The sequence below is a fragment of the Achromobacter deleyi genome (assembly GCF_013116765.2).
GTDB classification, from domain to species: domain Bacteria; phylum Pseudomonadota; class Gammaproteobacteria; order Burkholderiales; family Burkholderiaceae_B; genus Achromobacter; species Achromobacter deleyi_A.
This window is the reverse complement of the sequence record NZ_CP074375.1, coordinates 4132894-4158858: the sequence shown is the minus strand read 5'-3', so window position 1 is coordinate 4158858 and position 25965 is coordinate 4132894. Positions and strand designations below refer to the sequence as shown.

Annotated in this window: 18 protein-coding genes and 1 tRNA gene; 12 read left to right on the top strand and 7 right to left on the bottom strand. The window is 65.8% G+C overall.

Annotation, left to right across the window (positions count from 1 at the left end; translation table 11 throughout):
* Nucleotides 1–149: 149 nt before the first annotated feature.
* On the top strand, nt 150–1301 hold the full coding sequence (ribD, locus tag HLG70_RS18715) for a bifunctional diaminohydroxyphosphoribosylaminopyrimidine deaminase/5-amino-6-(5-phosphoribosylamino)uracil reductase RibD (RefSeq protein WP_171667277.1): 1152 nt from the start codon (nt 150–152) through the stop codon (nt 1299–1301).
* On the opposite strand, the gene HLG70_RS18710 is transcribed toward ribD, so the two are convergent.
* Together HLG70_RS18710 and HLG70_RS18705 are read right to left on the bottom strand one after the other, a co-directional pair.
* Nucleotides 1298–3811: a hypothetical protein gene (locus HLG70_RS18710; RefSeq protein ID WP_171667278.1), complete on the bottom strand. Its 2514-nt coding sequence runs from the start codon at nt 3809–3811 to the stop codon at nt 1298–1300. The two genes, ribD and HLG70_RS18710, sit on opposite strands and share 4 nt — an antisense overlap.
* A complete protein-coding gene (locus tag HLG70_RS18705; RefSeq protein WP_234103130.1) occupies nt 3798–4880 on the bottom strand; it encodes a DUF3142 domain-containing protein in 1083 nt (360 codons plus the stop codon). The genes HLG70_RS18710 and HLG70_RS18705 overlap by 14 nt, the downstream gene beginning before the upstream one ends.
* Nucleotides 4881–5886: 1006 nt before the next feature.
* Between HLG70_RS18705 and HLG70_RS18700 the strand changes: the two genes are divergently transcribed.
* The 9 genes from HLG70_RS18700 (at nt 5887) to HLG70_RS18660 (ending at nt 16076) form a co-directional block, all read left to right on the top strand.
* Nucleotides 5887–7803: a PrkA family serine protein kinase gene (locus HLG70_RS18700; RefSeq protein ID WP_419144824.1), complete on the top strand. Its 1917-nt coding sequence runs from the start codon at nt 5887–5889 to the stop codon at nt 7801–7803.
* Between the two features lie 12 nt (nt 7804–7815).
* Entirely contained in the window at nt 7816–9075 is a 1260-nt protein-coding gene (locus tag HLG70_RS18695) for a YeaH/YhbH family protein (protein WP_171667281.1), read from the top strand.
* Complete coding sequence (locus HLG70_RS18690) at nt 9072–10625, top strand: SpoVR family protein (protein ID WP_171667282.1); 1554 nt, start codon at nt 9072–9074, stop codon at nt 10623–10625. The genes HLG70_RS18695 and HLG70_RS18690 overlap by 4 nt, the downstream gene beginning before the upstream one ends.
* Before the next feature lie 131 nt (nt 10626–10756).
* Nucleotides 10757–10847: transfer RNA gene (locus HLG70_RS18685), tRNA-Ser, on the top strand.
* A 30-nt stretch (nt 10848–10877) separates the two neighbouring features.
* On the top strand, nt 10878–11714 hold the full coding sequence (locus tag HLG70_RS18680; protein ID WP_171667283.1) for a hypothetical protein: 837 nt from the start codon (nt 10878–10880) through the stop codon (nt 11712–11714).
* Between the two features lie 60 nt (nt 11715–11774).
* Nucleotides 11775–12713 (top strand): LysR substrate-binding domain-containing protein, encoded by a 939-nt coding sequence (locus HLG70_RS18675; RefSeq protein WP_171667284.1) that lies wholly within the window; start codon nt 11775–11777, stop codon nt 12711–12713.
* Between the two features lie 200 nt (nt 12714–12913).
* Nucleotides 12914–13852, top strand: a complete 939-nt coding sequence (locus HLG70_RS18670; protein WP_171667285.1) for a hydroxymethylglutaryl-CoA lyase — start codon at nt 12914–12916, stop codon at nt 13850–13852.
* An 8-nt stretch (nt 13853–13860) separates the two neighbouring features.
* Nucleotides 13861–15039 (top strand): CaiB/BaiF CoA transferase family protein, encoded by a 1179-nt coding sequence (locus HLG70_RS18665; RefSeq protein WP_171667286.1) that lies wholly within the window; start codon nt 13861–13863, stop codon nt 15037–15039.
* Between the two features lie 71 nt (nt 15040–15110).
* Nucleotides 15111–16076 carry a Bug family tripartite tricarboxylate transporter substrate binding protein gene (locus HLG70_RS18660; protein ID WP_171667287.1) on the top strand — a complete coding sequence of 322 codons (966 nt, stop codon included), beginning with the start codon at nt 15111–15113 and terminating at the stop codon, nt 16074–16076.
* Here HLG70_RS18660 and HLG70_RS18655 read toward each other — a convergent pair.
* Together HLG70_RS18655 and HLG70_RS18650 are read right to left on the bottom strand one after the other, a co-directional pair.
* Nucleotides 16063–17334 carry a hypothetical protein gene (locus HLG70_RS18655; RefSeq protein WP_171667288.1) on the bottom strand — a complete coding sequence of 424 codons (1272 nt, stop codon included), beginning with the start codon at nt 17332–17334 and terminating at the stop codon, nt 16063–16065. The genes HLG70_RS18660 and HLG70_RS18655 overlap by 14 nt on opposite strands.
* Nucleotides 17335–17410: 76 nt before the next feature.
* Nucleotides 17411–18400, bottom strand: coding sequence for a Bug family tripartite tricarboxylate transporter substrate binding protein (locus HLG70_RS18650; RefSeq protein WP_171667289.1), 990 nt, complete (start codon nt 18398–18400; stop codon nt 17411–17413).
* Nucleotides 18401–18538: 138 nt separating this feature from the next.
* Between HLG70_RS18650 and HLG70_RS18645 the strand changes: the two genes are divergently transcribed.
* Complete coding sequence (locus HLG70_RS18645) at nt 18539–19444, top strand: LysR substrate-binding domain-containing protein (RefSeq protein WP_171667290.1); 906 nt, start codon at nt 18539–18541, stop codon at nt 19442–19444.
* A 14-nt stretch (nt 19445–19458) separates the two neighbouring features.
* Here HLG70_RS18645 and HLG70_RS18640 read toward each other — a convergent pair whose 3' ends face one another.
* Entirely contained in the window at nt 19459–21342 is a 1884-nt protein-coding gene (locus HLG70_RS18640) for a PhoX family protein (protein ID WP_171667291.1), read from the bottom strand.
* 255 nt (nt 21343–21597) lie between these two features.
* On the opposite strand from HLG70_RS18640, the gene HLG70_RS18635 reads away from it, so the two are divergent.
* Complete coding sequence (locus HLG70_RS18635) at nt 21598–23073, top strand: glutamate-cysteine ligase family protein (RefSeq protein WP_171667292.1); 1476 nt, start codon at nt 21598–21600, stop codon at nt 23071–23073.
* A 33-nt stretch (nt 23074–23106) separates the two neighbouring features.
* Here HLG70_RS18635 and HLG70_RS18630 read toward each other — a convergent pair whose 3' ends face one another.
* Together HLG70_RS18630 and HLG70_RS18625 are read right to left on the bottom strand one after the other, a co-directional pair.
* A complete protein-coding gene (locus tag HLG70_RS18630) occupies nt 23107–24885 on the bottom strand; it encodes a patatin-like phospholipase family protein (protein WP_171667293.1) in 1779 nt (592 codons plus the stop codon).
* Entirely contained in the window at nt 24882–25808 is a 927-nt protein-coding gene (locus HLG70_RS18625) for a hypothetical protein (RefSeq protein ID WP_171667294.1), read from the bottom strand. The genes HLG70_RS18630 and HLG70_RS18625 overlap by 4 nt, the downstream gene beginning before the upstream one ends.
* Nucleotides 25809–25965: the final 157 nt, after the last annotated feature.

Here is a 25965-nt window from a genome sequence, read left to right as displayed (position 1 = left end):
GGGGATGGAGCTATTTTTACTCCAATCCGGGGCTGGGGCGAGCGCCATCCGAGACTCCGGACGGCCCAAAACGGACATCCAGATGCCGCCTCCGGCGCAGGCCCGAAAGGCCGGCCTCGGCGGCGCGAGGCGGACATACAATCCTGAGCATGAAGACTTCCAGCGACACCGACGACCTTTTCTGGATGCGACGCGCCCTGGCGCTGGCGCAGACCGTCATGTACACGACCGCGCCCAATCCGCGGGTCGGCTGCGTGATCGTGCGCGACGGGCGCGTGCTGGGCGAAGGGGCGACACAGCCGCCCGGCGGCCCGCACGCCGAAGTCTGCGCGCTGCGCGATGCCCGGTCGCGCGGCGAGTCGGTCGCCGGCGCCACCCTGTATGTCACCCTGGAGCCCTGCAGCCATTTCGGCCGCACGCCGCCTTGCGTGGACGCGGTGCTGGCGGCGAGGCCGGCGCGCGTCGTGGTGGCGATGGGCGATCCGAATCCGCTGGTCAACGGACAGGGGCTGGCGCGCTTGCGCGACGCCGGCATCGAGGTGACGACGGGCGTCTGCCGGGAGGAGGCGCTGGCCGTGAATGCGGGCTTCATCTCGCGCATGAGCCGCGGGCTGCCCTGGGTGTGGATGAAGATGGCGGCGTCGCTGGATGGCCGCAGCGCGCTGCATAACGGCATGTCGCAGTGGATCACCGGGCCCGAGGCCCGCGCCGATGGGCATCGCTGGCGGGCGCGCAGCTGTGTGGTCCTGACCGGCATGGGCACCGTCCTGAAAGACGATCCCCAGCTCAATGTGCGCGGCGTCGATACGCCCCGCCAGCCGCGCAAGGCCGTCGTGGACGGCCTGTTCCAGATTCCCGAGGACGCCCGCCTGTTCGACGGCGCGGAAGTCATCCTGTTCACCGCGCGCGACGACGCCGCGAAAGCGCAGCGCCTGGCGGCCCGGAATGCCCGCGTGGTGTGCTTGCCGGGCACGGAGCCGGGCCGGGTCGACCTGCCGGCGATGATGCGCTGGATGGCCCAGGAACAGTTCAACGAGGTCCACGTCGAAGCCGGAGCCGGACTCAGCGGCGCCCTGGTGTCCGCGGGCTGCGTGGATGAACTGCTGCTGTACCTGGCGCCGGTGTTGCTGGGCGACGCGGCGGGCATGGTGCGGCTGCCGATGCTCGAGCACCTGGACGCCGCCCGGCGCTACGAATTCATCGAGGCCGGGCGGGTCGGTGCGGACCTGTGCGTGCGAGCGCGCGTTGCCGACACCTGGCAACAGCTGATGCAACGAGTCGCGCTGCCCGCGCTTTCCTAGCGCCGGGACTGCGGGCGCGTCCGCGCCGCATTGCGCCAGGCCAGGACCGCCGCGCCGGCGCCCGCCAGGATCAGCGCGCCGGCCGCCAGCAGCAGACCGGGATGGTCGTGACGCAAGCGGCTCCACGCCTTCCAGGCTTGCGTGTAGTGGAACCAGGCTGCCGCCTTGAAGTCGGGCGCAGGGCATACCCGGCCGAAGGTCCCGCTGAACGACACTTGGGCGCCCTGGTCTATATAGCGCTGATACATGGCCGCCGCGGTGGCCGGCGCATCGTCGATGACGTAGCGGGTGCCCTGGCAGAGCACGGCGGCAAAGGCCTGCGACCGGTGGGGCAGCAAATCCGCCGCGCGCGACGCATGGCCGGCCGCGACCTGGCGATAGTGAAAGCGTGAGTAGGGACGGGCCTCGCTGGCGGCAAAGCGTGAACGTTCCCCGGAAGTGATGTACGGTCCGGCAAGCGCGGCCGCGGCGCGTGCTTCCGCGGTGTCGGCGGGCGCCTGGGCCGGGCTGCCGGCGTCGTCTTCCCACCAGCGTTCGGCGCTGCGGCCCGCCCCATAGGTGTAGTTGCCGTCGTAGACCGCAAAATCCGGACCTTGCTCATAGCCCATGATCTCCAGGCCGTTGCGGCGCGCCAGCAGCGCGGCGTCGTACCAGGCTTGCGCGCGGGCTGTGCGGCCCCATGCGTTGCCGGCCCGTTGCAGCGCCTTGCCATAATCGGCGGCAAGGCGGCGGAACGGGGCGGACGCCACTTGCAGCTTGTCGTCTTCGTAAACCAGGGTGGCGAAGCGAGGATCGGCGTCCGCCGGGAAGTAGGCCAGCGCCTGATCGATGCGCCCTTCGCGCACCAGGCGGCGCGCCAGGAGCTGGCGCAGCCGGTCGGCGGCGGGAATCGGATGCTGCCGGGCCCACTGATAGAAGCGTTCATACTCGAAGTGCCGGAACCCGTCGGGTTCCGCGGGCGCGGCCGATGCCGGCGCCTGCTGATCCACATAGGCCTTGAGTTCATCCACCGTCAGCACGCGCTCGGCCACGTAGGCGGCGTCGTTCCAGTAAGCAGACAGCGGCCAGCCTTCGTCGGGTATGTCGGTGGCGTTCGCCGCGCTTGCCGCCAGGAACAACTGGTCCAGGGCCTCTATATATTGTCCGCGGGACAGGGCCAACACACCTTGTTCGGCCTTCAGGCGGGCCGCGCCCGAGGCTTCGACGCTGTCGTCCGCCAGCGGAAATGCGCTGGCGGCCCGGGCGTAGGCTTGCGCGCCCAGCGCCATGTCGCCCTGGCGGATCGCCAGCTTGGCGCGTACCCACCAGGCCAGGGCGGTGTCCAGCCTGCCGGCCAGCGACTGCGCGAGATCATAGCGGCCGATGCGGTACGCCAGCGCCGCCACCCGGTCGGCATCCTGGACTTGCCGCAAGTCCTGCTTCTCCAGCGCGGCGACCAGCGATTGCAGCGCCGGATTCGGGGCGACGTTGCGCGCGCCCAGCGCGGCATCGGCATAGCCGTGGTGGCCGGTGGCGTTGAAGGCGGCATAGGTGTCGAACGCGCTGTCGGGATTGCCGTCCACGATGTCGCCGACCCTGGCGAGCGCGTAGACCACCAGCAGCCGCCGCGCGATGGGATCGTCGATCAGCCGGCTTGCGCGCTCGGGCGCGCTCAACGCCCAATCCGCCAGCAGGAGCAGCGATACCCTTCCGCTGCGGGAGCCGCGCGCGGCCTGTTCGGCATAGAGACGGATGGCTTGCTGCATCGCCGCCGGTGCGATGGCGTCGGCGCACGGCAAGGCGTTGGCGAAGTCCGCATAGTCGCACGGGCCCTGCGGACCCGCCAGGAACAGGCGCGCTTCCTGGCCGTAGCTGGCCACCGCCAGGCCCAGCGGGTCCGCGGCGCCGTCCCGGGCCAGTTGACGCACGCGGGCATACGCGCGCGCCGCCTGATCGCGCCAGGCGGCGTCATCGCCCGGGCCATCATCCGCGCTCTCTGCCGCGTCCCCGATTTCTGCCAGCATGTAGGCGGCCCAGACGCCACGCATGGCCGATTGCTCCGCGGGAAGTTCAAGAATGGCGCCCAGCCGCGAGCGTGCGCGCGCCAGGGCGGATTCGTCGCCCATGGATTCCCCCGCACGGATATCCACGGCGGCAGCGGTGTACTGGCGCGCGGGTTCGGGCATTGCAGTGCCTGCTTTATAGGCCTGGTCGCCATCCGGCAGGGCCCGCATGGCGCGCGCGGCCGCGCGTTGCGCAGCGTTCAGCGCGGGATCGTAGTCTTCCGGAATGCTGTCCGGCCGATAGCTGCCATCGGGCAGCGCATAGGATTCGTTGGCGCGCAGCGTGTCGGTGGCCGCCAGCAGATGCGCGGCTTCGTAGCCGAAGGAATTGGCGGGCGTACTGCGCAGGGTGCCGGAGCGGTCGTCCAGCAACTGTGCGGGGAAGTCCGGACCGCAGGCGATGACGACGCCGGCGCCCACGGCGGCGGTCAGCAGCAACAGCGATGCAAGCGATTTACGGTTGTACATGGAAGGTGGTGGGCTCGGTTTCACAGCGTATCCAGCCGATATTGCGTTGACTGCCGGCGCGCAGCAGGCCGTCTTGCGCGCGGCGCAGGTACATGCCGGCAACGTCGCGCTCCAGCGTATAGCCATTGATGCCGTCGGCCGCGCGGCAGGCGCCATCCCAGCGGATAGCGAAGGGCAGGGCAGCGTCGGCGTTGCCGGTGTTGGCCAGGAACAAATCTTGCGGACCTTCGCCATTGCCATTCGCCGCCCGCGCCGTCACGCCCAGCGCTGGCTGCAGCGGCGCGCGCGCCAGCACCGCACGCCATGTGGCAAGGCTCCAGGCGCGCTCATCGCTGGCGGTGGGCAGGCGGAACCAGACAATGCCCGCCAAGCCTGGCGGCGGGGTGCGATCGAGCTGTCCGGCAAAGGCTGCGATCGCCGCAGGCTTGGCCACCAGTTCGCTGGAGCGGCCGCCTGGCGTCAACGCCGGCCGCTCGCTTTCGACCGCGGCGATGTTGCCATCGTCATCCCACACCACGCGGGTGCCGTAGGCTGGCAGCGCAACCCGCCACGGCCGGTGGGTACGCTTCGCGTACGCCGCGAGCCATGCCGTCGCGCGTTTGGCGTCGAACAGGCCTTGCGCCGGATTCAGCACCGCATGGACCTGCAGCACCGATTCATCGGGAATCCGGAGCAGCGCGTCGAGTTCGGGACTGTTCAGCCAGGTGGGCAAGGCGGTGATCGAAAGCGCCAGGCCGGGGTCCAGCCGAGCCTTCAATGCCGCAAGGAATGCGGCGTAGGCGGGCAGTTTCGAGGTGGCGCAGTCGTAATCGATTTCAATGCCGGCCAGCGTGACGCCGGCGCGTCGCCAGGCGTCGCGCGTGGCGACGATCCGCGCCGCCGAGCCCGCGTCCGGCAAGGCATCGGCGCGTCCGTCCAGCCGCAAAACCATGATGGCGGGCCGTTTGGCGGCGGCCAGGGCGGCAAGGTCGGGCGCGGCGTCGTGCCAGCGTCCGTCCGCGCTCATCTCGCCAGCCAGCACCCGCCAGGTCCGCACCACGTCCGCAGCTTCGGATACGGCATGCGTCACGGCAGGCGTCCAGCGTCTTTGCCAGACATATGCGTCGTTGGGCAGATCCGCGTCCTGCCTGCCGCAGGCGGCAAGCGGCAGGAACAGCGCAGCGCAAACAATGGCGGGGACGGCGCTGCGCGCCGATGCGGCGAGGCGTTTGATTCGAGAGATGGCAGGCCGCGATCGAAGCAGCATGATGCAATGAGTGGAAGCGGACAGGAGCGAAGCAGCGCGCGTTGAAAGTTGCGAGATTTCATCTACCCGCGCGCGGGGTTATCCGTGTTGGCGCAAGGGATACTAGCACTCTCCATGTGTGGCTGCTAATTCGTCGCGGGCCGCGCGCAGCCTGGGTTTGCAGCCCGCGAGAAAACGCGTGGAGACAACGCTGGATTCATGAGCGATGCGAGCGGCATACATTTGTTGACGCTTCTGTCATTACTATTTTCGGCATTGCGCAAATGAATTGCCACAAAACGGTCAATTGGCTTTAGCATAGGTACATGACTTGGCGCTACGCGCTTACGGCCTTCCCGCTCAGTGCCGCGCGCCCTCGTCACCACGGATTCCCGTGCCGCGTTATCGGCGCTTCTCATGACCGACCGGCACGCTGCTGAACGAAGACGCAAAGCGCCGTTCAGACCGCCCGCTGCGATCGCATAGCGGGCGAACCGGGTTTAAGCCCGATCATAAGAATCCACCGGGATATCGCTCATCCCTTCAATTCATTGCTGACCATTTCATGTGCGGCCGCATCATGCATGCGATCTGCGGCGATATGCTGAAGGCGAACGAGTGAACTTGCTCACGTAAGTTGCATTCCCTGACGGAACTTGTATCCGGCGGGTGCAGCCTAAACGGAAAGGGCCCGATAGTGCTTAGGGTTGATGTGTGGCGAAAGCAACATAACAACCAGCCGAAAATGCTTATCGCGAGATTGTTTAATAAAGCGTAGGCGCTGAGGCACAATGGGCATGTAGGGACGTATTGAATTTTTCGCGTGTTGTAGGAGGTTTCCGTGCAAAACATCGTCGAAGGCTTCAAGTCGCAGTATGCAAGAGAGCAGGAATCGGAGCTCTCCCTCGAGGAGTACCTGAACCTCGCCAAACGCGATCCCATGGCATACGCCAGCCCCGCCGAGCGCATGCTGGCCGCGATCGGCGACCCTGAAATCGTGGATACGCGCAACGACCCACGTCTTTCCCGTTTGTTTTCCAACCGGACCATCCGGCGCTATCCGGCGTTCCAGGAGTTCTACGGCATGGAGGACGTGATCGGGCAGATCGTCGCGTTCTTCAAGCACGCCGCGCAAGGCCTGGAAGAGCGCAAGCAAATCCTTTATCTGCTGGGACCGGTGGGCGGCGGCAAGTCGTCCATCGCGGAACGGCTCAAGTCCTTGATGGAAAGCTATCCCATCTATGCCTTGAAGGGTTCGCCGGTGAACGAGTCTCCGCTCGGCCTGTTCCATCCGGAACGCTTCGGCGACATGCTTGAAAAGGAATACGGCATTCCCCGGCGCTACCTGAGCGGCATCATGTCGCCCTGGGCCGTGAAGCGCCTGAAGGAGTTCGACGGCGACATCTCGCAGTTCCGTGTCGTGCGCCTGAACCCCTCGGTGCTGCGCCAGATCGCCATCGCCAAGACCGAGCCGGGCGACGAGAACAACCAGGACATCTCCTCGCTGGTCGGCAAGGTCGATATCCGCAAGCTCGACCGCCACTCGCAGGACGACCCGGACGCCTACAGCTATTCCGGCGGCCTGTGCCTGGCCAACCAGGGGCTGCTCGAGTTCGTGGAAATGTTCAAGGCCCCGATCAAGATGCTGCACCCGTTGCTGACGGCAACCCAGGAAGGCAACTTCAAGGGCACCGAGGGCTTCTCCGCGATTCCCTTCAACGGCGCGATCCTGGCTCACTCGAACGAGTCGGAATGGCAGACCTTCCGCAACAACAAGCACAACGAGGCTTTCCTCGACCGTATCTACATCGTCAAGGTTCCGTACTGCCTGCAGGTGTCCGAAGAGGTCCGCATCTACGAGAAGCTGCTGCATCACAGCTCGCTGTCCGCGGCGCCGTGCGCGCCGGGAACGCTGGACATGATGGCGCAATTCTCGGTGCTGACCCGCCTGAAAGAACCCGAGAACTCCAGCATCTATTCCAAGCTGCGGGTCTACGACGGCGAAAGCCTGAAGGACGTGGATCCGAAGGCCAAGGCCCTGCAGGAGTACAAGGACTACGCCGGCACGGACGAAGGCATGAACGGGGTGTCCACGCGGTTCGCGTACAAGATCCTGTCCAGCGTCTTCAACTATGACCAGACCGAAGTCGCCGCCAACCCCGTGCATCTGATGTACGTGCTTGAGCAGCGGATCGGCCGCGAGGACTATCCGGACGAAGTCCGCCGGCGCTACCTGGAGTTCATCAAGGGCTTCCTGGCGCCGCGCTACGCGGAGTTCATCGGCAAGGAAATCCAGACCTCATACCTGGAGTCCTATTCCGAGTACGGCCAGAACATCTTCGACCGCTACGTGACGTTTGCCGACTGCTGGATCCAGGACGAGGAATTCCGCGATCCCGAAACCGGCGAAAGCTTCGATCGCAGCGCGCTGAATGACGAGCTGGAAAAGATCGAGAAACCAGCGGGCATCGCGAACCCGAAGGACTTCCGCAACGAGATCGTGAACTTCGTGCTGCGGGCGCGCGCCAACAACAACGGCCGCAACCCGACCTGGACCAGCTATGAAAAGCTGCGCGAAGTGATCGAGAAGAAGATGTTCTCGAACACGGAAGATCTGCTGCCGGTGATTTCGTTCAATGCCAAGGCCTCGGCCGAGGACAAGTCGAAACACCAGAGCTTCGTGGATCGGATGGTTGAAAAGGGCTACACGGAAAAGCAGGTCAGGCTGCTGTGCGAGTGGTATCTCCGTGTGAGGAAGTCTTCCTGAGCGAGGTGAATCATGAATTCACTGATCGATCGCCGTCTTAACGGGCGCAACAAGAGCGCCGTAAACCGGGAACGCTTTCTTCGGCGTTACAAGGACCAGATCCGCAAGGCGGTACACGGGATGATCCGTGACCGCTCTATCCAGGACATGGACCAGGGCGGAGAGATCAACCTGCCCGCCCGCGACATTTCCGAGCCGACGTTCCGGCACGGCGCGGGCGGCGACCGGGAGCTGGTGCACCCTGGCAACCGCGAGTTCGCCAAAGGAGACACCTTCGACCGGCCGCAGGGCGGGCAAGGCGAGGGCGGGTCCGAACCCGGGGAAGGCGAATCGGTGGACCAGTTCACCTTCAGCCTGTCGCGGGCCGAGTTCCTGAACCTGTTCTTCGAAGATCTGGAACTGCCGCACCTGGCGCGCAACCAGCTGGGCGAGGTCAGCCAGAAGAAGTGGCAGCGCGCAGGCTACACCACCACCGGTTCGCCCAGCATGCTGAGCATCAGCCGCACGCTCAAGTCGTCCCTGGCGCGGCGGGTGGCGCTCAGCGTCAAGGCGCGCGCCGATCTGGAAGACGCCGAGGAAGCGCTGGCCAAGGCGCAGGCGGCGGGCGCGCCCGCCGCCGAGCTCCAGGTGCTGGAGCAGGAGGTCGAAGCATGCCGCGAACGCCTGGCCCGCGTGCCTTTCCTGGACGATCTGGACTTGCGCTATCGCAACCGCGTGTCGGTGGCCATCCCCATGGCGCGCGCGGTCATGTTCTGCCTGATGGACGTGTCCGGTTCCATGGACGAGGGCAAGAAAGACCTGGCCAAGCGTTTCTTCACGCTGCTCTACCTGTTCCTGTCGCGCAAGTACGAGCACGTGGACCTGGTTTTCATCCGCCACACGGACAACGCCGAGGAAGTGGACGAGCAGACGTTCTTCTACGACCCCAAGAGCGGCGGCACCATCGTGCTGTCCGCGCTGGAGCTGATGCGCGAGATTCTTGAAAAGCGCTATCCGCCCTCGGCCTGGAACGTCTATGCGGCGCAGGCCAGCGACGGCGATTCGTTCGGCGCGGATGCCGGCAAGAGCGCGCGCTTCCTGGCGGAACACCTGCTACCCTCGACGCGCTATTTCGCCTACATTGAAATTCCCGACTCGCAGGAAGCGCGCAAGAGCAGCCTGTGGGCGGAGTACGAACAGAAGCTGGAGCCGCATTTCGTCATGCGGCGCATCTGTGATCGCGGCGAGATCTTCCCCGTGTTCCATGATCTGTTCAAGAAGGAGACCGCATGAATGCCATCGTGGGTGCTCTCGTGGAGCCGGAATCGGCCGGCGGAGCCCGGCCGATCTCCCAGGGTTCCGAATGGACGTTCGAACTGATCCAGTCCTATGACGACGCGATCTCCCAGATCGCGCGCGAATACGGGCTGGACACGTATCCGAACCAGATCGAGGTGATTACCTCGGAACAGATGCTGGACGCCTATGCGTCGGCCGGCTTGCCCATCGGGTATCCGCATTGGTCTTACGGCAAGGAATTCATCCGCAACGAGCAGTTCTACCGGCGCGGCATGCAGGGCCTGGCGTACGAGATCGTCATCAACTCCAATCCCTGCATCTCCTATCTCATGGAAGAAAACTCCATGACGATGCAGGCGCTGGTGATTGCGCACGCCTGCTACGGGCACAACTCGTTCTTCAAGGGCAACTACCTGTTCCGCCAGTGGACCGACGCCGATGGCGTGCTGGATTACCTGGTGTTTGCGCGCAAGTACGTGATGTCCTGCGAAGACCGGTACGGCATCGATGCGGTGGAAGCGCTGCTGGACTCCTGCCACGCGCTGTCGCACCATGGGGTGGACCGCTACAAGCGGCCGACGCCGGTGTCCTACAAGGAAGAGGCCGCGCGCCAGGCGGAACGCCAGGAACACGCCCGGCTGCAGTACAACGACCTGTGGCGGACGCTGCCGCGGCTGGAAGCGGACAAGGACACGCGCGCCGCGGCCTCGGTATTCCCGCCGGAGCCCGAAGAGAACCTGCTGTACTTCATCGAGAAGTACTCGCCCAAGCTCGCCCCGTGGCAGAAGGAGCTGGTGCGCATTGTCCGCAAGGTCGCCCAGTATTTCTACCCGCAGACGCAGACCAAGGTCATGAACGAAGGCTGGGCCACGTTCTGGCACTACACCATCCTGAACCGCCTGCACGAGAAGGGACTGGTGAACGACGGCTTCATGATGGAGTTCCTGCAAAGCCATACCAATGTGGTCAGCCAGCGTGGCTTTGACGAGCGCGGCTACGGCGGCATCAACCCGTACGCGCTGGGCTTCGCGATGATGTCGGATATCCGCCGCATCTGCGAGGCGCCCACGCCGGAGGACCGCCGCTGGTTCCCCGATATCGCGGGAGGCGATTGGCTGAAGACGCTGGACTTCGCCATGCGCAACTTCAAGGACGAATCGTATATCTCGCAGTACCTGTCGCCCCGCCTGATCCGCGAGTTCCGATTCTTCGCGATCTCGGATCACCAGGCCAACCCGAAGCTGGAAGTGGCCGCCATTCACGATGACGACGGCTACCGCGATATCCGCCGCCTGCTGGCCGCGCAGCACAACCGCGACAACCAGGTGCCGGACATCCAGGTCGTCCGCTTCAATCGCGACACCGACCGCTCGCTGGTGCTGCGCCACCTGAAAAGCCGCGGCCGGCCCCTGGCGGGCGAGGATGCCGAGCAGGTGATGAAGCATCTGGCGCGCCTGTGGGGTTTCCGTGTCCGGCTGGAAGAGACCGAGCCGGACGGCACGATCAGCTCCTACCGGGAGCAGGACCCGCCGGCGTCGCTGTAAGGCGCCGGTAGGGGGAGGGACGCGCGTAGTGCGTCCCTTTTTCTTTGCCCGCTTGCCGCGAGGCCCGGGATTCTGCTAGAATCGCGGATTCGCATTTTTCGCAGCATGCAAGTCAGCCGCAAAATGCAGTAGGACAGGTGGCCGAGCGGTTGAAGGCGCACGCCTGGAAAGCGTGTATACGTCAAAAGCGTATCGGGGGTTCGAATCCCCCTCTGTCCGCCAAGAATGCTGGCGCGGGCCCTGCGGCCCGCGATGAAAAAGCCCCGATTTCCCAAGGAGATCGGGGCTTTTTCTTTGGCTGGCCGTAAGAGAATGCCGTGGTTGAATCGTTGCTCAAGGTATTCCGCGGTCAACCCGCGACCCAATCGAATGAGACTCTGCCATCAGATAGCTGCCGTCCGCCCGCGCATTGCCAAGATTGTTCATGGCGGTCTGGTGGGCTTGCTTCATGTCGCGCCGATACTCGTGCCGCTGCTGGTCTGGTATGCGAATGACCAATATTGGTATACGCCATGGGGCGATGCGTTGGCGATTTCATCGATCTGGCTTGCGTTCCTGACCTGTCGTGTCGGCCTTATCTGGCTTGGGGCCGATTCGGACGGAGTGAGTCTGCGTACCCTGGGCGGGGAATCGCAGACGGCGAAGCGCAAGCGGGGCCTGGACCTTCGGGAAGTGGACCGGCAATTGCGCCGCCACGGATGGCTGCTCCTGCCGCTGTGGCTGGGGTGGATGACGCTGGTGCAGGAGGCCCTGCCGCCGCACGCCGCCCGGAAATTTCCGCTGATCCGGAACGTCGCGGCGCAGTTGAATGCGATCAATGGCGCGCCGCGGACCCAGAGCGAAATCAACCAGCCGGGGATGGCTCGCGTTTCCCTGGAATACAGCATCCATCCCTGGAACGATGTCATCTACATCGCGAACAAGGCCTGGCTGGAGCATGATGGCTGGCTCGTCGTCGAAGACGGCCGCCGCGCGCTGTTCTGCAAGGACGGCATGGCCGGCATGATCGCCAGGCCGGACGGGACGACATATGGCAAATACCTGATCCGGCTGGAATACTCCATGGACTCGCTGCGCTGCGCGTCCTAGGCCCGTCGTGGCGGGCCGGGCGCCTGCTCGACACCCCAGTGTTTACGGTACGCTTTCACCATGACGACACCCGATACGTTCACCCGTACACCCGTGCCTCGCCTGGACCTCTACACCCTTCAGGTTTTTGTGGCCGTCCTGGATGAAGGCAGCATTGCCGCCGCCGCGGCGCGTGAACACATCGCGCCATCGGCGCTCAGCAAGCGGTTGTCCGAGCTTGAGCGCACCCTGGATGTCACCCTGTTCAATCGGCACGCGCGCGGGGTGGAACCCACCAGCGCCGGGCTGGCGCTGGCGCGGCATGCGCGTGCGCTGTTGCATCAGGCGGGCAGCCTGGCTGATGAAATCCGAGATTTTTCGTCGGGAGTGCGCGGGCATGTGCGCATCGCCGCCAATCTGTCATCCATTACGCAATTCCTGCCCGGCGAGCTGCGCCGGTTTCTGGACCAGCACCCTGATGTGCGGATCGATCTGGAAGAAAATGTCAGTTCCGCCGTGACCCGGGCGGTTCAAGAGAATGTGTCCGACATCGGCATCTATACCCAGACGGACGACGATAGCGGTCTGCTTGTCTTTCCGTACCAGCGCGACGTGATGACGCTGGTGGTCAATCAAGCCCACCCGCTTGCGGCGCGCAGCAGCATCGCGTTTGCCGACACGCTGGAATACGACCATGTGGGCATGCACCGTGGCAGCGCGGCCAATTACCTGTTCACCCGTGAGGCGGCGGCCATCAACCGGACGGTGCGATTGCGGTTCCAGGTGACCTCGTACGATGCCCTGGTGTCGATGGTGCGTGGTGAACTGGGCATAGGCATCGTGCCGACCAAGGCGTTGTCGCTGTTCGCCTGCGAGGACCTCCGGATAATCCCTCTGACCGATGCGTGGGCACAGCGCCAGCTCAAATTGTGCGTGCGCAGCAATGAGCCTTTGTCCGGCGCGGCGCGACTGCTATTGGATCATCTGCTTGAAGAGGTTCAGCCCACAGGAGGCGCTTGAGCGCTGAGTGGCGCGCGCTGTTCTTTGCCCGAGCATGCTGCGACGCAGAATTTCCTCGGCCGGTTCCGGCCTGGCGGGCCAGCCGTCGCGTTTCGCGATGCCCCATTGAAGATTCACGATTTGTGCCTGCCGGCCTGATCTCGCAAGATAGGCTCACGAACCCATAGACCCGGACCAGGTCCGGGCGCCAGGAGAAAGACGTGAGCCTTCCCGGTCGAGTTGAAATTGTTGAGGTGGGGTTGCGCGACGGCCTGCAGAGCGAGCCGGAATTCGTGCCTACCGAAACCAAAGCCGCGATCCTGAATGAACTGATCGCCGCGGGCGTGCGCCAGATCGAGGCCACCTCCTTCGTGTCGCCCCGCGCCGTGCCGCAGTTGAGCGATGCCGTCGCGCTGCTGGAGCAAGTCAATAAGCGCGCGGGCGTGGTGTTGAGCGCCTTGGCTCCGAACCGCCGGGGCGTGGAACGCGCGCTGACTTCACGCGCGGATGAGGTGGTGGTGTTTCTGTCCGCCACCGAAAGCCACAACCAGAAGAACCTCAACCGGCCGGTGGAGCAATCGCTACGCGATATCGAAGACGTGGCGGCGCTGTTGCAGGGCCATGCGATCGGACGCAAGGGCGCTATTGCCGTCGCCTTCGGCTGTCCCTTCGAGGGGGACGTGGATATCGCGGTGCTGAAAACCATCGTGGCCCAGTTCGCCCGCCTGGATTTTGATTCGGTGACCCTGGGCGATACCACCGGCATGGCAACGCCCAGGCTGGTGCGCCGGACGGTCGATGCACTGAGAGCGGATTTTCCCGGCATGAAGTTTTCGCTGCATTTTCACAATACACGCGGCCTGGGACTGGTCAATGTGGTGGAAGGGCTGCACGCGGGCGTCACCTGCTTTGAGTCTTCGCTGGGCGGACTGGGCGGGTGCCCGTTCGCGCCGGGCGCCACCGGCAATGTATGCACCGAGGATCTGGTCAACCTGTTGCACGAAATGGGCATCGACACCGGCATCGATCTGCCCGCCTTGATCCAGGCTGCCCGTCACTTCGAGCGCGTGATGAAACGCAGCCTGCCCGGACAGGTGATGAAGGCCGGGCCCCGTCTGGCGCTGCACGACTACGCTGGCGCCGTGGCCGCGGTGGGTTGAGGAAACGTATGCCCTTATCTGGATTCCGCATCCTGGACCTGACACGCATCATCTCTGGTCCCTTCTGCACCTCGCTGCTGGCCGACATGGGGGCCGATGTCATCAAGATAGAGGCGCCCGGAGAGGGCGACCCGGTGCGCCAGCAAGGCGTCATCCGCGAGGGCATAAGCTGGTACTTCGCCAACTACAACCGCAACAAGAAGTCGGTCACGCTGGACTTGTACAGTGACGAAGGCAAGGCGGTGCTCCGGCAGCTGATCGCGCAGTGCGATGTGGTGGTGGAAAACTACCGGCCCGGCGTCATGGAGAAAATGGGGCTGGGCGACGAGCAGCTCAAAGCGCTGCGGCCCGACATCATTCACTGCAGCATCAACGGCTTCGGCACGACCGGGCCCTATCGGGACAGGCCAGCCTTTGACTTCATCGCGCAGGCGATGAGCGGGTTCATGAGCCTGAACGGCGGCGAGCACGAGCCGCCCATGCGTGCCGGGCCGCCCATCAGCGACCTGGTCGCCGGGATGAACGGCGCCTTGGGGATCGTGGCGGCTCTGTTGCGCCGCGAGCGCACCGGGCAGGGCGACAGCGTGAGCGTGAGCCTGCTGGGCAGCATGATCGGGCTGTTGAGCTTTCAGGCGTCGAATTACTTTGCCAACGGCAAGCTGCCGGCGCGCACCGGCAACGATCACGGGATCGCGTCGCCTTACGGCTTGTTCGAGACGGCGGACGGCCAGGTTGCCATCGCGCCCAGCAACGATGTCATCTATCACAAGCTGCTCGACGCGCTGGAGCTTCCCGCCTTGCGCGCCGATCCTCGCTACCAGACCAACGCCGACCGCATGCAGCACCGCGCGGCCATTGCCGCGGACATTCAGGCGCGCACCCGGCAGCACACGAGCGCGCATTGGATCGAACGGCTGAATCAGTTCGGCGTGCCCTGCGGGCAGGTCCTGAACCTGCAGGAGGTGTTCGAAGACCCGCAGGTGCAGGATCAGCGGATGGCGATAGACGTGCCCCATGGCGAGCATGGCGCGGTCCGCATGCTGGGCTTTCCCATCAAGTTCTCGCAGGCGCCCACCCAAGCGGTGGCGGCGGCCCCGGCGCTGGGCGCGGATACCGAGCGCGTGTTGCGGCAGTTCGGGTTTGCAGAGCAGGATATCCACGGTTTGCAGGAACGCGGCGTTATTTGAAGACACCGCGGCAGGACCATGAGGCTGGCGCAATGCCGGCCCATATACCTATAACGACGGAGACACATGACATGCTACGCACCCTGCTGCTATCCGCCTGTGTACTAGGCCTCGCTGCAAGCGCCCAGGCCCAGGATTCATACCCGAATCAGCCTATACGCATCATTGTTCCTTTCACCCCCGGTGGCGGCACGGACTTTCTGTCGCGCACGGTAAGCGCCAAGCTGGGCGAGACCACGAAGTGGAATGTGGTGGCCGAGAACCGGCCCGGCGCGGGAGGAACGATAGGCATAGGGGCGGCGGCCCGGGCCAAGCCGGATGGCTACGAAATCGTAATGGGCCAGGTCGACAATCTGGCCGTCGCGCCCTCCATCTACAGCAAGCTCTCCTATGATCCGGTCAAGGACTTTGAGCCTATCGGCATCGTGGGCGAAGCGCCCCTGGTCATCGTGGCGGGCAAGAACAGCCCCTACCAGAGCTTGGGGGCGCTGATCGACGCGGCCAGGAAGGCGCCGGGCTCGGTCAACTACGGCTCGCCCGGAGCTGGCACCATCACGCACCTGGCCGCCGAACTCCTGCAGCAGCGCGCCGACATCAAATTGGTCCATGTGCCCTACAAGGGCTCGGGTCCCGCCATGGCCGACCTGCTCGGCGGGCAGGTGCCGGTGATCTTTACGTCGATTCCTTCGGCGGCGCCGCAGATCAAGGCGGGTAGCGCCGTGGCGCTGGCCGTCACTTCCCCCAAGCGCAGCCCTATCCTGCCCGACGTGCCCACCGTGGCCGAACTGGGCTATTCGGGTTTTGATGTGCGCGTCTGGTATGGCTTGCTGGCGCCGGCCAAGACGCCAAAACCCATTATCCAGACGCTGAACACCGAACTGAACAAGGTGCTTGCCTTGCCCGCCATGCAGGAGGCGCTGGCGGCACAAGGCGCGCAGGCCATGCCCACGACGCCGGAGCAGTTCGCGTCGACCATCAAGCAGGATTACCTGAAATGGAAGCCCGTGATCGAGGGAGCGAAGGTCAAGCTGGATTGAGCACGAGCGGCGACACATCCAGCACGTACATCTGCCGCTCGCCTTCATGCACGGAGTCGATGCAGACCTGGGTGCCGTCGCGACTCCAGCGCGGGTGCAGGTCGCAGCGGTTTTCCTTGGACAGGCCGGGATCGGCGTAGAAGCTGCCCAGCGCATGCTGCCGGCCGGTCTGCATGTCGTAGAGGAACAGGATGCGCTCGTGCGTGACGGAGTCCGGATAGGTGTCGCTCAGCAGCCAGCGCGTATTCACGGGTGAGAACGTCATGTGGCCGTTTTCGGTCAGCACGCCGTCGCCCACGACCTGGACGCGGCCTTCGGGCGTGTCTTCATAGAGGTGGTAATGGATGCTGCCGCCATGCGGGCCCCATACGATGATGGAATTGTCGTCGCGCCAGAGCGGATGCGAGATCTGGTATTCGGACTTCTCGTAGTCGAAGGTGCCGACCGCGTTGGGATCGAAGCCGTCCGCCAGTTGCGGCAGCGGATGGTCGGAGCATTCCAGCAGGCGCATGTCGCTGCCGTCGGCGTTCATGGTGATCAGGCGGTGCAGGAAGCAGGTCTCGTCTTCCACGCGCTCGGTCCAGCGGTGCAGGAACAGGATGCGAGTGGACGAGGGGTTGACCTCGATGTGGCTGACCCAGTGGATGGCGCGTTCCATCGAGTCGCGCGGATGGAAGTTGCGCAGGTCCGCGTAGCTGACCAGCAGGCGATGCTCGCCGCTCTCAAGGTCCAGCGTATGGATGCCGTCGTCGGCGGGCGCGTTGGCGACGGGGCCGGGCGCGTGTTCGCTGTAGCCGATGGTCTGGTGCGTGATGTAGAGCCGGCGGTAGTCCACGCAGAGCGCGTAGCGGCTGCTGGGCGCGGCGACGTAGATGGGCAGCGGCAGGATGCGTGTCTTGCCGGTGGCGATGTCGTGGATGGCCGACCGGAATCCGGGATAGAAGCCGCTGTCGTCGTCGCTGCGGCAGTTGTAGATCATTTGCGGGTCGGACCGGCCGTCCAGCCATTGCAGCTGGCAGCCCATCTGCCAGTTCCAGGCCGTGGTCTCGCCCACGGCGTGAAAGCGGTCGCCGTCGCGCAGGTCGAAGTAGCCGACCTCGGCGCGCAGTCCGGGCGTCAGCACCGCGTCCTTGAAGGCCGTGCGGTTGGCCAGCAGATAGCGGCCGTCGCGGTGCCAGACGGTCTTGTTGTAGTAGCCGAAGAAATGGTGATGCGGGGAATCGTTCAGGCGGCGGCAGGCGATGGGCGTGGCAAGCATGCGGTTCACAAATAAAGGGTGTGGCGAAGAGGCGGGGATGGCGGCGCGAGAGGCTGCGCGCCGCCGCGGCGGAGGGTCAGCCCGCGGTGATGTGCTCGGTTTCGATGACCTTGTTCCAGCGGGCGCGTTCACGTTCGACGAAATCGCGCGCCTCGCTCGGGCTGTTGCCCACGGGCGTCATGCCCAGGCGTTCCAGGCCGGCCCGGAACGCCGGCTCTGCGTAGATGCGTTTCAGGTCGGCGCTGATCTTTTCGATCAGGGCGTCCGGCACGTCCTTGCCGGCGGCCAGGGTGGTCCACGACGTGACGGTCAGGCCCGGCAGGCCGGCTTCGGCGGCGGTGGGCACGTCGGGCAGGGCGGGCGAGCGGGTCGCGCCGGTGATGGCCAGCGCCTTCAGCTTGTTGGCCTGGATGTAGCCGATGGTGGTGGGCACGTTCTCGAAAAGCAGCTGGATCTGGCCGCCCAGCAGGTCGTTGGTGGCGGCGGAACTGCCCCGGTACGGGATATGCACGATGGGAGCCTGCGCGGCCATTTTGTAGAGTTCGCCCACCATGTGCACGGAAGATCCCACGCCGGCCGAGCCGAAGTGCAGCGTTTCCGGCCTGGCTTTGGCCAGCGCGGTCAGTTCGGCCAGGGTGTTGGCTTCCAGCCCCGGGTTGGCCACCACGACATGCGGCATTTCGGCCACGATGGTGATCAGCTTCAGGTCTTGGGCGGGCTTGTAGTTGAGGGTCTTGTAGACGCCATAAGTGGCGTGCAGGCCGATCGAGCCCAGCAGCAGCGTGTAGCCGTCGGGGCCGGAGTCCGCGACGAATTTGCCGCCGATGTGGCCGCCCGCGCCGGGCCGGTTTTCCACGACGACGGACTGGCCGTAGAGCTTGCCCAGGTGCTCGGCCAGCAGGCGGCCCTGGATGTCCGAACTGCCGCCCGCCGTGAAGGGGACGATGATGCGCAGCGGACGGTCGGGATAGTTGGCCTGCGAATGCGCGGCCAGCGGCAGGACGGCGCCCGCCAGGGTCAGGCACAGCGCTTCCAGGATACGGCGCCAGGGACGGCGTGGACTCATGGTATTTCCCCAATCAGTTGAATCGTGGCGGGCGCATCTGGCGGCACCCTTGGAGAAGCCAGTGTAGGAGTCGCACAGTATTTGAAAAAATTCTTTTTTCGGCATAGCCTATGCAACTTTGCTATACCCTGTGATCCCATGAGCCGACCGCTGAATTTCCGTCAGATCGAAGCCTTCCACGCGGTAATGCTGGCTGGCACCACGACCGGCGCGGCGCAGATGCTGCGCACGACCCAGCCCTCCATCAGCCGCCTGCTGGCGCAGGCGCAGCAGGCCAGCGGCCTGAGGCTGTTCGACATGGAGCGCGGCCGGCTGCGGCCCACGCGCGAAGCCAAGGATCTGTTCGATACCGTCCAGCGCCATTTCGTGGGGCTGGAACGCATCGAAGACCGGGTGGCGGCAATGCGGCGCAGCGGCAGCGGGGTGCTGCGGCTGGCGTGCACGCCGGCGCTGGGCCTGGGCATGCTGCCCGGGGCCGTGGAGGAATTCGCCGAGCGCTACCCCGATGTCCACATCAATATGCAGACGGTGGGCAGCCAGTACCTCAGGGAGGGGCTGCTGCACGGCACCTATGACGTGGTGGTCACGACGGTGCCGCTGGATGGCTCGCACCTGGCCTTGCACAGCCTGCACGAGAGCGCGGCGGTCTGCGTGATGCGGCCGGATCATCCCCTGGCGGCGCTGCCGTCCATCGGCATCATGGATCTGCATGGGCGCAGGCTGCTGGTGCTGAACGCGGATGACGACGTCTACCTGCAGCTGCGGGGCGCGATGCAGCAGCATCAGGTGCAGTCCGCGTCCGAAGTCGAAACGACCTATTCTTCGACGATCTGCGCGCTGGCGGCGGCCGGCAGCGGGCTGGGCATCGTCAATCCCTATATCGCCGCGGTGTTCGCCGACCAGCTCGCGATACGGCCTTTCACGCCGCGCCTGCCGGTCCGGGTGTGCATGGCCTATCCCGCCCAGACCGCGCCGTCGATCGTGACCGAGGCGTTCGTGGAGATTCTGGCGCGCAGATTCCAGGCGGCGCCAGGCCAGGCCTGACGCCGCGCGGACGTTTACGCGCCTACGGGCTTGCCGTCGGTGCGACGGACAACCACGGTCGCGGAGCGGGCGTCGCCGCCACCCGAACGCAGGGTGTTCCAGCTTTGGTTGGGATGCTGGATGTTGATGAAGAACGTCGTCAGATCCGGCGTGTAGGCGATGCCGGTGATCTCGCAACCCAGCGGTCCCACCAGGAAGCGCTTGGATTCACCGGTTTTCTGGTCGATGTAGTACATCGAGTTGTTGCCGAAGAAATCCGTGGTGGACGTGCCGGTGCCGGCGTCGGTCTGGACCCAGAGGCGGCCCTTGGGGTCGACGCGGATGCCGTCGGGGCTCGAGAACGTATCGCCGTTGACGTTGCCGGTCAGGTTGGCGGCGGCGCCGTCCGCGGGGTCCCGGCCTGCCAGCAGCAGCAGGTCCCATTCAAACGTCGTGGCGAGCGGGGAGTCGCCGCGCTCGTGCCAGCGGACGATCTGACCGTGCGAGTTGTTCACGCGCGGGTTGGGCGCGCTGGTCCGCTTGCGGCTGCCGTTGTTGGTCAGCGTGCAGTACACGGTCTTGTCCACGCCCACGGTGATCCACTCGGGGCGGTCCATCAGCGTGGCGCCGGCCACGCGCGCGGCGGCCTGGGTCTTGACCAGCACGTCGGCCTGGGTATTGAAGTCGACAAGCTGGCCGGTGATGATGGTGCCGACGGGCAGCTGCGTGAAGTTGCCCGGATCGGTGGCGCCGGTGGTGAGGCCGTTCTTGCCCACGGCCAGTTCCACCCAGTTGCCGCTGCCGTCGTCGTTGAAGCGGGCGGCATACAGCGTGCCCTCGTCCAGCAGGCTCATGTTGTTGGCGCGGTTGGCCGGGTCGTAGGGCTTGCTCGGCACGAACTTGTAGATGCAGCCGGGCGTGGTGTCGTCGCCCATGTAGAACGCGACGCGGTTGTTCGCGTCCAGCATATAGGCCGTGTTTTCATGGCTGAAACGGCCCATCGCGGTGCGCTTGACGGCGGTCGAGTCCGGATTCTGCGGGTCGATCTCGACCACCCAGCCATACCCTTCGTCGGCCGGCTTGCCGACATCGCCCACCTGGTAGTGGTAGTTGTTGAGCGTTTCTTCGCAGGTCAGGTACGTGCCCCAGGGCGTATCGCCGCTGGAGCAGTTGTTCAAGGTGCCGACAACGGTAGCGCCGACCACCGACTTGGCCGGGCCGCTGACGTTGTAGACCGTGTTGCCGGTGTAGCGCTTGTTGTAGCGCGAGTCGGCCTTGACCGCCCAGGCGCCGTTGGCGCCGCGCGCGATTTCGATCACGGAAACCCCGACGTTCGACAGGCGGGTGCGCAGGCCTTCGACGCTCTGGTCCAGCGTTTCGTCGTCGAGGGCTTCGTGGTTCAGCACCAGCAGGCCGCCCTGGTTCGGGTCCACGCCTTGCAGCGGGTAGAAATGCATGCCGTCGTGCTGGCCGCCGGACTGGTTTTCGGTGGCCGGGTAGGACTGCGGAATGCCTGCATAGCCGGCCGAGCCGATCATGCACTTGTCCCCGGCCGAATACAGGACTTCGGCCACATAGCCAACCGGAACGGTGACCGTGTCCGCGACGATCTTGTCGCCCAAGGGCGTGAAGGTGACGGAGTAGTCGGGGCCAGCCGGCGTCGGCGGGGGAGGCTCGACGCCAGGAGCGGGTTCCTCTGTGACCGGCGCGGAGGAGTCGTCATCGTCATCGCCGCCACAGGCCGTCAGCAGCGTCGAGGCGCCGAACACGGACAGCATGGACAGGCCGAAGCTGTTCTTCAGCAGAGTGCGGCGCTCGGGATTTGCCGCGACGATTTCGTCGAGCATCTGGCCGGGAACCGTAACCTCTCCCTGGGCTTCGCGATGGGGAGCGCGCAATTTGTCGGTCAAGTAGGACATTCCAACCTCATAGAATTGTGGACGGGGATACTCAGCTGTTTGTCAGCCTTTCGGCGGCGAGGTTAGAAGCCCCTCATTACACAGGAGTGACTATGGCGCGAGTTCCTGCGCGCGGCCATGCGGGGGAACGGCCGGACCGTTCTCGTTACTAAGGTGTCATTACGCTTTTTGATCTATGGAGAAGCTTGCCATGCCCGCCGCCCGCGCCCGTCCGGAAATCCGTTGCGCCAGTCACCGTTGCCACGGCGAGACGCGATGACAGCCCCTGGCCAGACCCTGGGCCTGGAGATGGAGATGGCCGTGGCGCATCGCGGCACGGGCGCGAGCCACGCGGTTGGGGGGTATTTTGAACGGCTGGCGGGAATCAAGGCCGCGCGCGATGAGGCGCCAGGCATGTCGCGCATCGCGGGCCGGGATGTCGGCGTGTCGGTCGCCGCGGGCGAGAGCGGGCTGGACAATGGCTTCAACCTCCTGGAGACCGCTTTTGCGCCGGTGTCCGCGGAGCAGGGCGGGCTGGCCGAGCTGGGCCGGCGGGTGCGGCGCGAACTGGAAGACGCGCTGCTGGCGCTGGACGCGGAAGGCGCGACCGTCCTGAACGTGTCGGAGCACCCGGCATGCACGCTGGACCCGGCCTGGTATGCCGCGGTGCAGGTGCCGCGCCCCATCTACCGCGAACTCGTGGGGCACCGCGAATGGCTGCACCGCGTGGGCATCGACGCCAAGGCGCAGAACAGCCCGTGCACGTCGGTCGACGTGAGCCAGGCGGCGCGTGCGCTGAATGTGGTGCTGGCGCTGGCCCCGGCCTGCGTGGCGATATTCGCCAACAGCCCGCTGGAGAACGGCCGCGAGACCGGCTTCAAGGAGAACCGGCTGACGGTGTGGGACCGCATGTTCCGCTATTCCCGCTTTGCGGGGGATCACTACCTGCAGCGTCTGCCCGAACGCCCTTTCGCGGATCTGGGCGATTACTTCCGCTGGATGTTCGGACCCGGAACCGCGAGCCGTTGCCTGCCCCTGGCGGTCGAGGACGGCTACAAGTCGGCGGTCGGCGTGTATCTGCAGGGCAGTCCCTCGCTGTCGCGCTTCATGGCGTCCGACGGTTGGCCGGGCTTGCGCACCGACACGGGCGCATCGGTGACGCTCCTGCCGCAAGGCGGGCATTTCGAGTATTCGCAGTTCGCGCATTTCCTGGATGCCCGCTGGCGCTACCGCCTGGCTTCGCCTCCGCCGCTGGAGGCGCTGCGCGAGGCCTGGAACCGTCCGGGCGGCATCGAGGACCTGTACGCCGGGCTGGGCGTGGTCGGCTATATCGAAGGGCGCGCGCCCGGCGCGGGCTTTGCCGATGCGCAGCTGCTGCAGGACGCCGGCAAGGCCGTGGCCGCCACCACGGTGATGGCGCCGTCGGCTCTGCAATTGGGCCTGATGCGCAACCTGGAACAGGCGGAAGACCTGCTGCGCGAGTGGGGCTGGCTGCGTTTGCGCGATATGCGGGCCGGCGCGATGCGGCACGCGCTGGATGACGACGCGGTGTGGGCGCTGGCGCGCGACGCGCTGGCGGTGGCCGAGGGCGGCCTGGCCGCCGATGAGCGGCATTGGCTGGACTATGCCCGCTATGTGGTCGAGTCCCGCAGCACCGGCGCGGACAGGCTGTTGCGCCTGTGGCGGGACCTCGAAGGCGATCCCCACCGGCTGCGCGCGGTATGCCGGGCCAGGGCGGCGGTGCCGCTCTGACCCGGGCTCCCCGCGCGTGGCGGGGGGGCGTGCCTACACGGGCATCATCGTCATGGCCGGGGGCGGCGCCCCGTTGCCCAGGCCGTTGATGACCGCCAGCAGTTCGCGCTGCGGCTCGTCCGGGTTGGGCAGGGACTGCAGCGCGCGCTTCTCGTCCGGCGTCAGCATCGCAGCCACTTCATCCAGCGAATCGCATCGCATCGAATAGGCCTGCTGGGTGCGGGCATCGATCTGCTCCAGCGCCTTCCATGCCGACAGCATGTGCGCCTGGTGCTGGGTCTGGTCGCTGATGCTGGACGTCAGCGTGCTGATCTCGCCATGGAAGACCGGCAGCGCATTCGGCCCGGCGTTCCACACCTTCTTCTGGTCCTTCAGGTTGGCGCCGGCCTGGTCGGGATGGCTGGTGATCAGGTTGACGAAGAAGGCCTTCACCTTGTCCAGCACCCCTTGCGGCTTGGCCTCGGGCTTGCCGCCGTGCATGATCTGGTAGCCCTTGCCGTTCTCGTCGAAGGTCAGCAGCAAGGTGCGTGCGCGCATTTCTCCCTTTGCGCCTTCGTCCAGATGCACGCGCGCGCCCGTGGCGTCGTTGGGCTTCAAGAACACTTCCGACGGCATGTTGCTGCCGATGCCGCCGTCGGCATAGACCTTCTTGCCGGTGTCCGTCTCGATCGACACGGCCTTGAATGCGATGGGGAAGGCCATCGACATGCGCGCGGCGTAGGCCACCGGCATGTCCGGCGCGGTCTGCGCGTCGAAGTAGGTCTCCGTCTGGTCGGTCTTGTTCCACCCGGTCAGCGTCAGCATCTTGAACTTTTCGGGCGCGAGCTCATGCAGGGACTTCAGATCGCCAAAGGTGATCATCTTGCCCTGGCGGTCCTCGTCGAAGTTCTGCGGCTGCCGCAATTCGTTCAGACGCACCTGCACGACGGGATCCAGCTGCTGCAGCCTGGCCTGGAACGCGCCATCGTCCCAATGGCTGTTCAGGAAGGAGGCGACGCTGTTGGCGCTGGTCTGGTCCACCACCTTCAGCGAGGCGACCGCGGGCGCGAGGCCGCCCTCCATCTTCAGGTCCGGATACAGGCGGGCGAGGTCGCCGCCGCCCTTGAGCGCGTCCAGCACGCCGGGGCGGAACAGCGCGTCCGCGGGGCCGCTTTCGAATTCCGACGCGCTCAGGCCGCAAGCCAGGCAGGTGGCCGTCAAGGCACCGGCCGACGAGCCGGCCAGGTGCTTCAGGCCGGCCATCATGCCGGCCTTCTCCATCTGGTCCAGTGCCGCGCTGTAGCCGATGCCCTTGGCGCCACCGCCGCGCAGCACCATGTTTTCAAGCTGGGGGGCGGGGCGGATGACGACGTACTTTCCCTTGTGGGGAATGATCTGCGGACTCGTATCCGCCGGCCGCAGGTTGGACAGCAGCTCATTGCGCGCGGCGTCCACCTTCAGGCGGTCCAGCGCCATCGCGGCCTGCGAGCCCGCCGTTTTCATGGCGGTGGCGAATTCCTTGCCCCCGACCGAGCCGTCTTCCTTGCGCGGCAGCGCATCGAAGGTACGTTGCACGATGGATTCGAACTTCGCCTGCGCCTCGTTCGAAAAGCTTGCGATGCCATTGGGCCCCATCATGCCGGCCAGCGCGCCGGTCTCCTGCGCGAAGTATTGCTCGAAGGATTGCCGGGCCGCCTGCACGTGGGTGGAGTCGCTGTCGGGCGTGACGAACAGGCCCTTGAGCTGGCCCAGCAGCGAGGTGGGAGTCTGGGTCGGCGCCTGCCAGACGGGCGCGCTGGCGCTGCCCTGGATATTGCTGGAGATGTTGTTCATGCCAGCTCTCCCGGCGTGACTGCGGGGGTTCCGCCGGTGGCGGCGAACGAGATCTCCGCATCCTCCAGCGACAGGTTCTTGACCAGGGCGCGCGTGTCCAGCGCCTGCGTCACCTGGTATTGCAGCCAGCGCGGCCAGATGTCGTCGTCCAGGCGGTCTATCGCGATGCGGCCGGTGGCGGTCACGAAGTCGCGGCTGTCCAGGCCGACGACATAGGCGTGTCCGCGCAGCGCGGCCTGGTTGATCAGCAGCGCGCTCTTGATGACGGCGCGGCGCAGGCTGCCCTGCAGGGCCACGGCGTCATGCAGGAAGAAATCGGCCAGGACCAGGCGATTGGACGGATGCAGCGTGATGCGGCCGGGCAGGTCGTCGAACAGCAGGTCGAACTGGCGGGCGCCGGCGGGAAGGGCGGCCAGCCCGCAGCTCTGGGCCAGCCGCGACAGATCGCGTTCGGCGCGTTGCGCATCGCCCAGTACGCCGCGCGCGTCGGCGGGCACGATGGGCATGGCGTCGGCGTCGCTGCCGGGGGCGCTTTCCATGCGGTCCAGCTCGCGCAGCAAGGCGTCCGCCGCGGCTTGCAGGGGCTGCGCGTCGCAGGCGGCGTAAAGCGGCAGGCTCAGGCTGGCGCCGAGCTCGGGCGTGATGCCGCCGATCAGGCCGGCGCCCATGCGCGTGTCGAAACCGCGGCGCAGCAGGGCTTCGCCCGGCAGGTCGTCGACGTCGGTCGCGTCATTGAAGGCGCGCCGCCAGGCGGTCAGTATGACGCTGCCGTCGTTCGGGTTGATCGCCATTCCCAGCTGGTGCTGATCGTCCAGCGGGACGGCCCATTGCGCCGGCGGCGCGGCGTCGCCGGTCGGGTGGAAGGCCGCGTGCGTGTACTCGGCGGCGGCCTGCGCGATGTCGGAAATCGAATTGTGTGCCATGGGGCCTCACGGAGTGGAATCAGTCCGTGAGTAACGCGACGCCATCCATGAGTTCCCCGATTGGCCGATGCCATGAACGCGGTTAAGATGGGCGCCTCGTTCCAACTGCTCTCCTGCATACTGGCTGCCGGCTTTTCGCGGCGCCCGATTACGGGCC

Excerpts from the sequence above, each read along its gene's own strand:
- ribD (WP_171667277.1), top strand. The coding sequence starts at position 150 with ATGAAGACTTCCAGCGACACCGACGACCTTTTCTGGATGCGACGCGCC.
- HLG70_RS18710 (WP_171667278.1), bottom strand. The coding sequence starts at position 3,811 with ATGTACAACCGTAAATCGCTTGCATCGCTGTTGCTGCTGACCGCCGCC.
- HLG70_RS18695 (WP_171667281.1), top strand. The coding sequence starts at position 7,816 with ATGAATTCACTGATCGATCGCCGTCTTAACGGGCGCAACAAGAGCGCC.
- HLG70_RS18690 (WP_171667282.1), top strand. The coding sequence starts at position 9,072 with ATGAATGCCATCGTGGGTGCTCTCGTGGAGCCGGAATCGGCCGGCGGA.
- HLG70_RS18680 (WP_171667283.1), top strand. The coding sequence starts at position 10,878 with ATGAAAAAGCCCCGATTTCCCAAGGAGATCGGGGCTTTTTCTTTGGCT.
- HLG70_RS18675 (WP_171667284.1), top strand. The coding sequence starts at position 11,775 with ATGACGACACCCGATACGTTCACCCGTACACCCGTGCCTCGCCTGGAC.
- HLG70_RS18665 (WP_171667286.1), top strand. The coding sequence starts at position 13,861 with ATGCCCTTATCTGGATTCCGCATCCTGGACCTGACACGCATCATCTCT.
- HLG70_RS18660 (WP_171667287.1), top strand. The coding sequence starts at position 15,111 with ATGCTACGCACCCTGCTGCTATCCGCCTGTGTACTAGGCCTCGCTGCA.
- HLG70_RS18655 (WP_171667288.1), bottom strand. The coding sequence starts at position 17,334 with ATGCTTGCCACGCCCATCGCCTGCCGCCGCCTGAACGATTCCCCGCAT.
- HLG70_RS18650 (WP_171667289.1), bottom strand. The coding sequence starts at position 18,400 with ATGAGTCCACGCCGTCCCTGGCGCCGTATCCTGGAAGCGCTGTGCCTG.
- HLG70_RS18645 (WP_171667290.1), top strand. The coding sequence starts at position 18,539 with ATGAGCCGACCGCTGAATTTCCGTCAGATCGAAGCCTTCCACGCGGTA.
- HLG70_RS18640 (WP_171667291.1), bottom strand. The coding sequence starts at position 21,342 with ATGTCCTACTTGACCGACAAATTGCGCGCTCCCCATCGCGAAGCCCAG.
- HLG70_RS18635 (WP_171667292.1), top strand. The coding sequence starts at position 21,598 with ATGACAGCCCCTGGCCAGACCCTGGGCCTGGAGATGGAGATGGCCGTG.
- HLG70_RS18630 (WP_171667293.1), bottom strand. The coding sequence starts at position 24,885 with ATGAACAACATCTCCAGCAATATCCAGGGCAGCGCCAGCGCGCCCGTC.
- HLG70_RS18625 (WP_171667294.1), bottom strand. The coding sequence starts at position 25,808 with ATGGCACACAATTCGATTTCCGACATCGCGCAGGCCGCCGCCGAGTAC.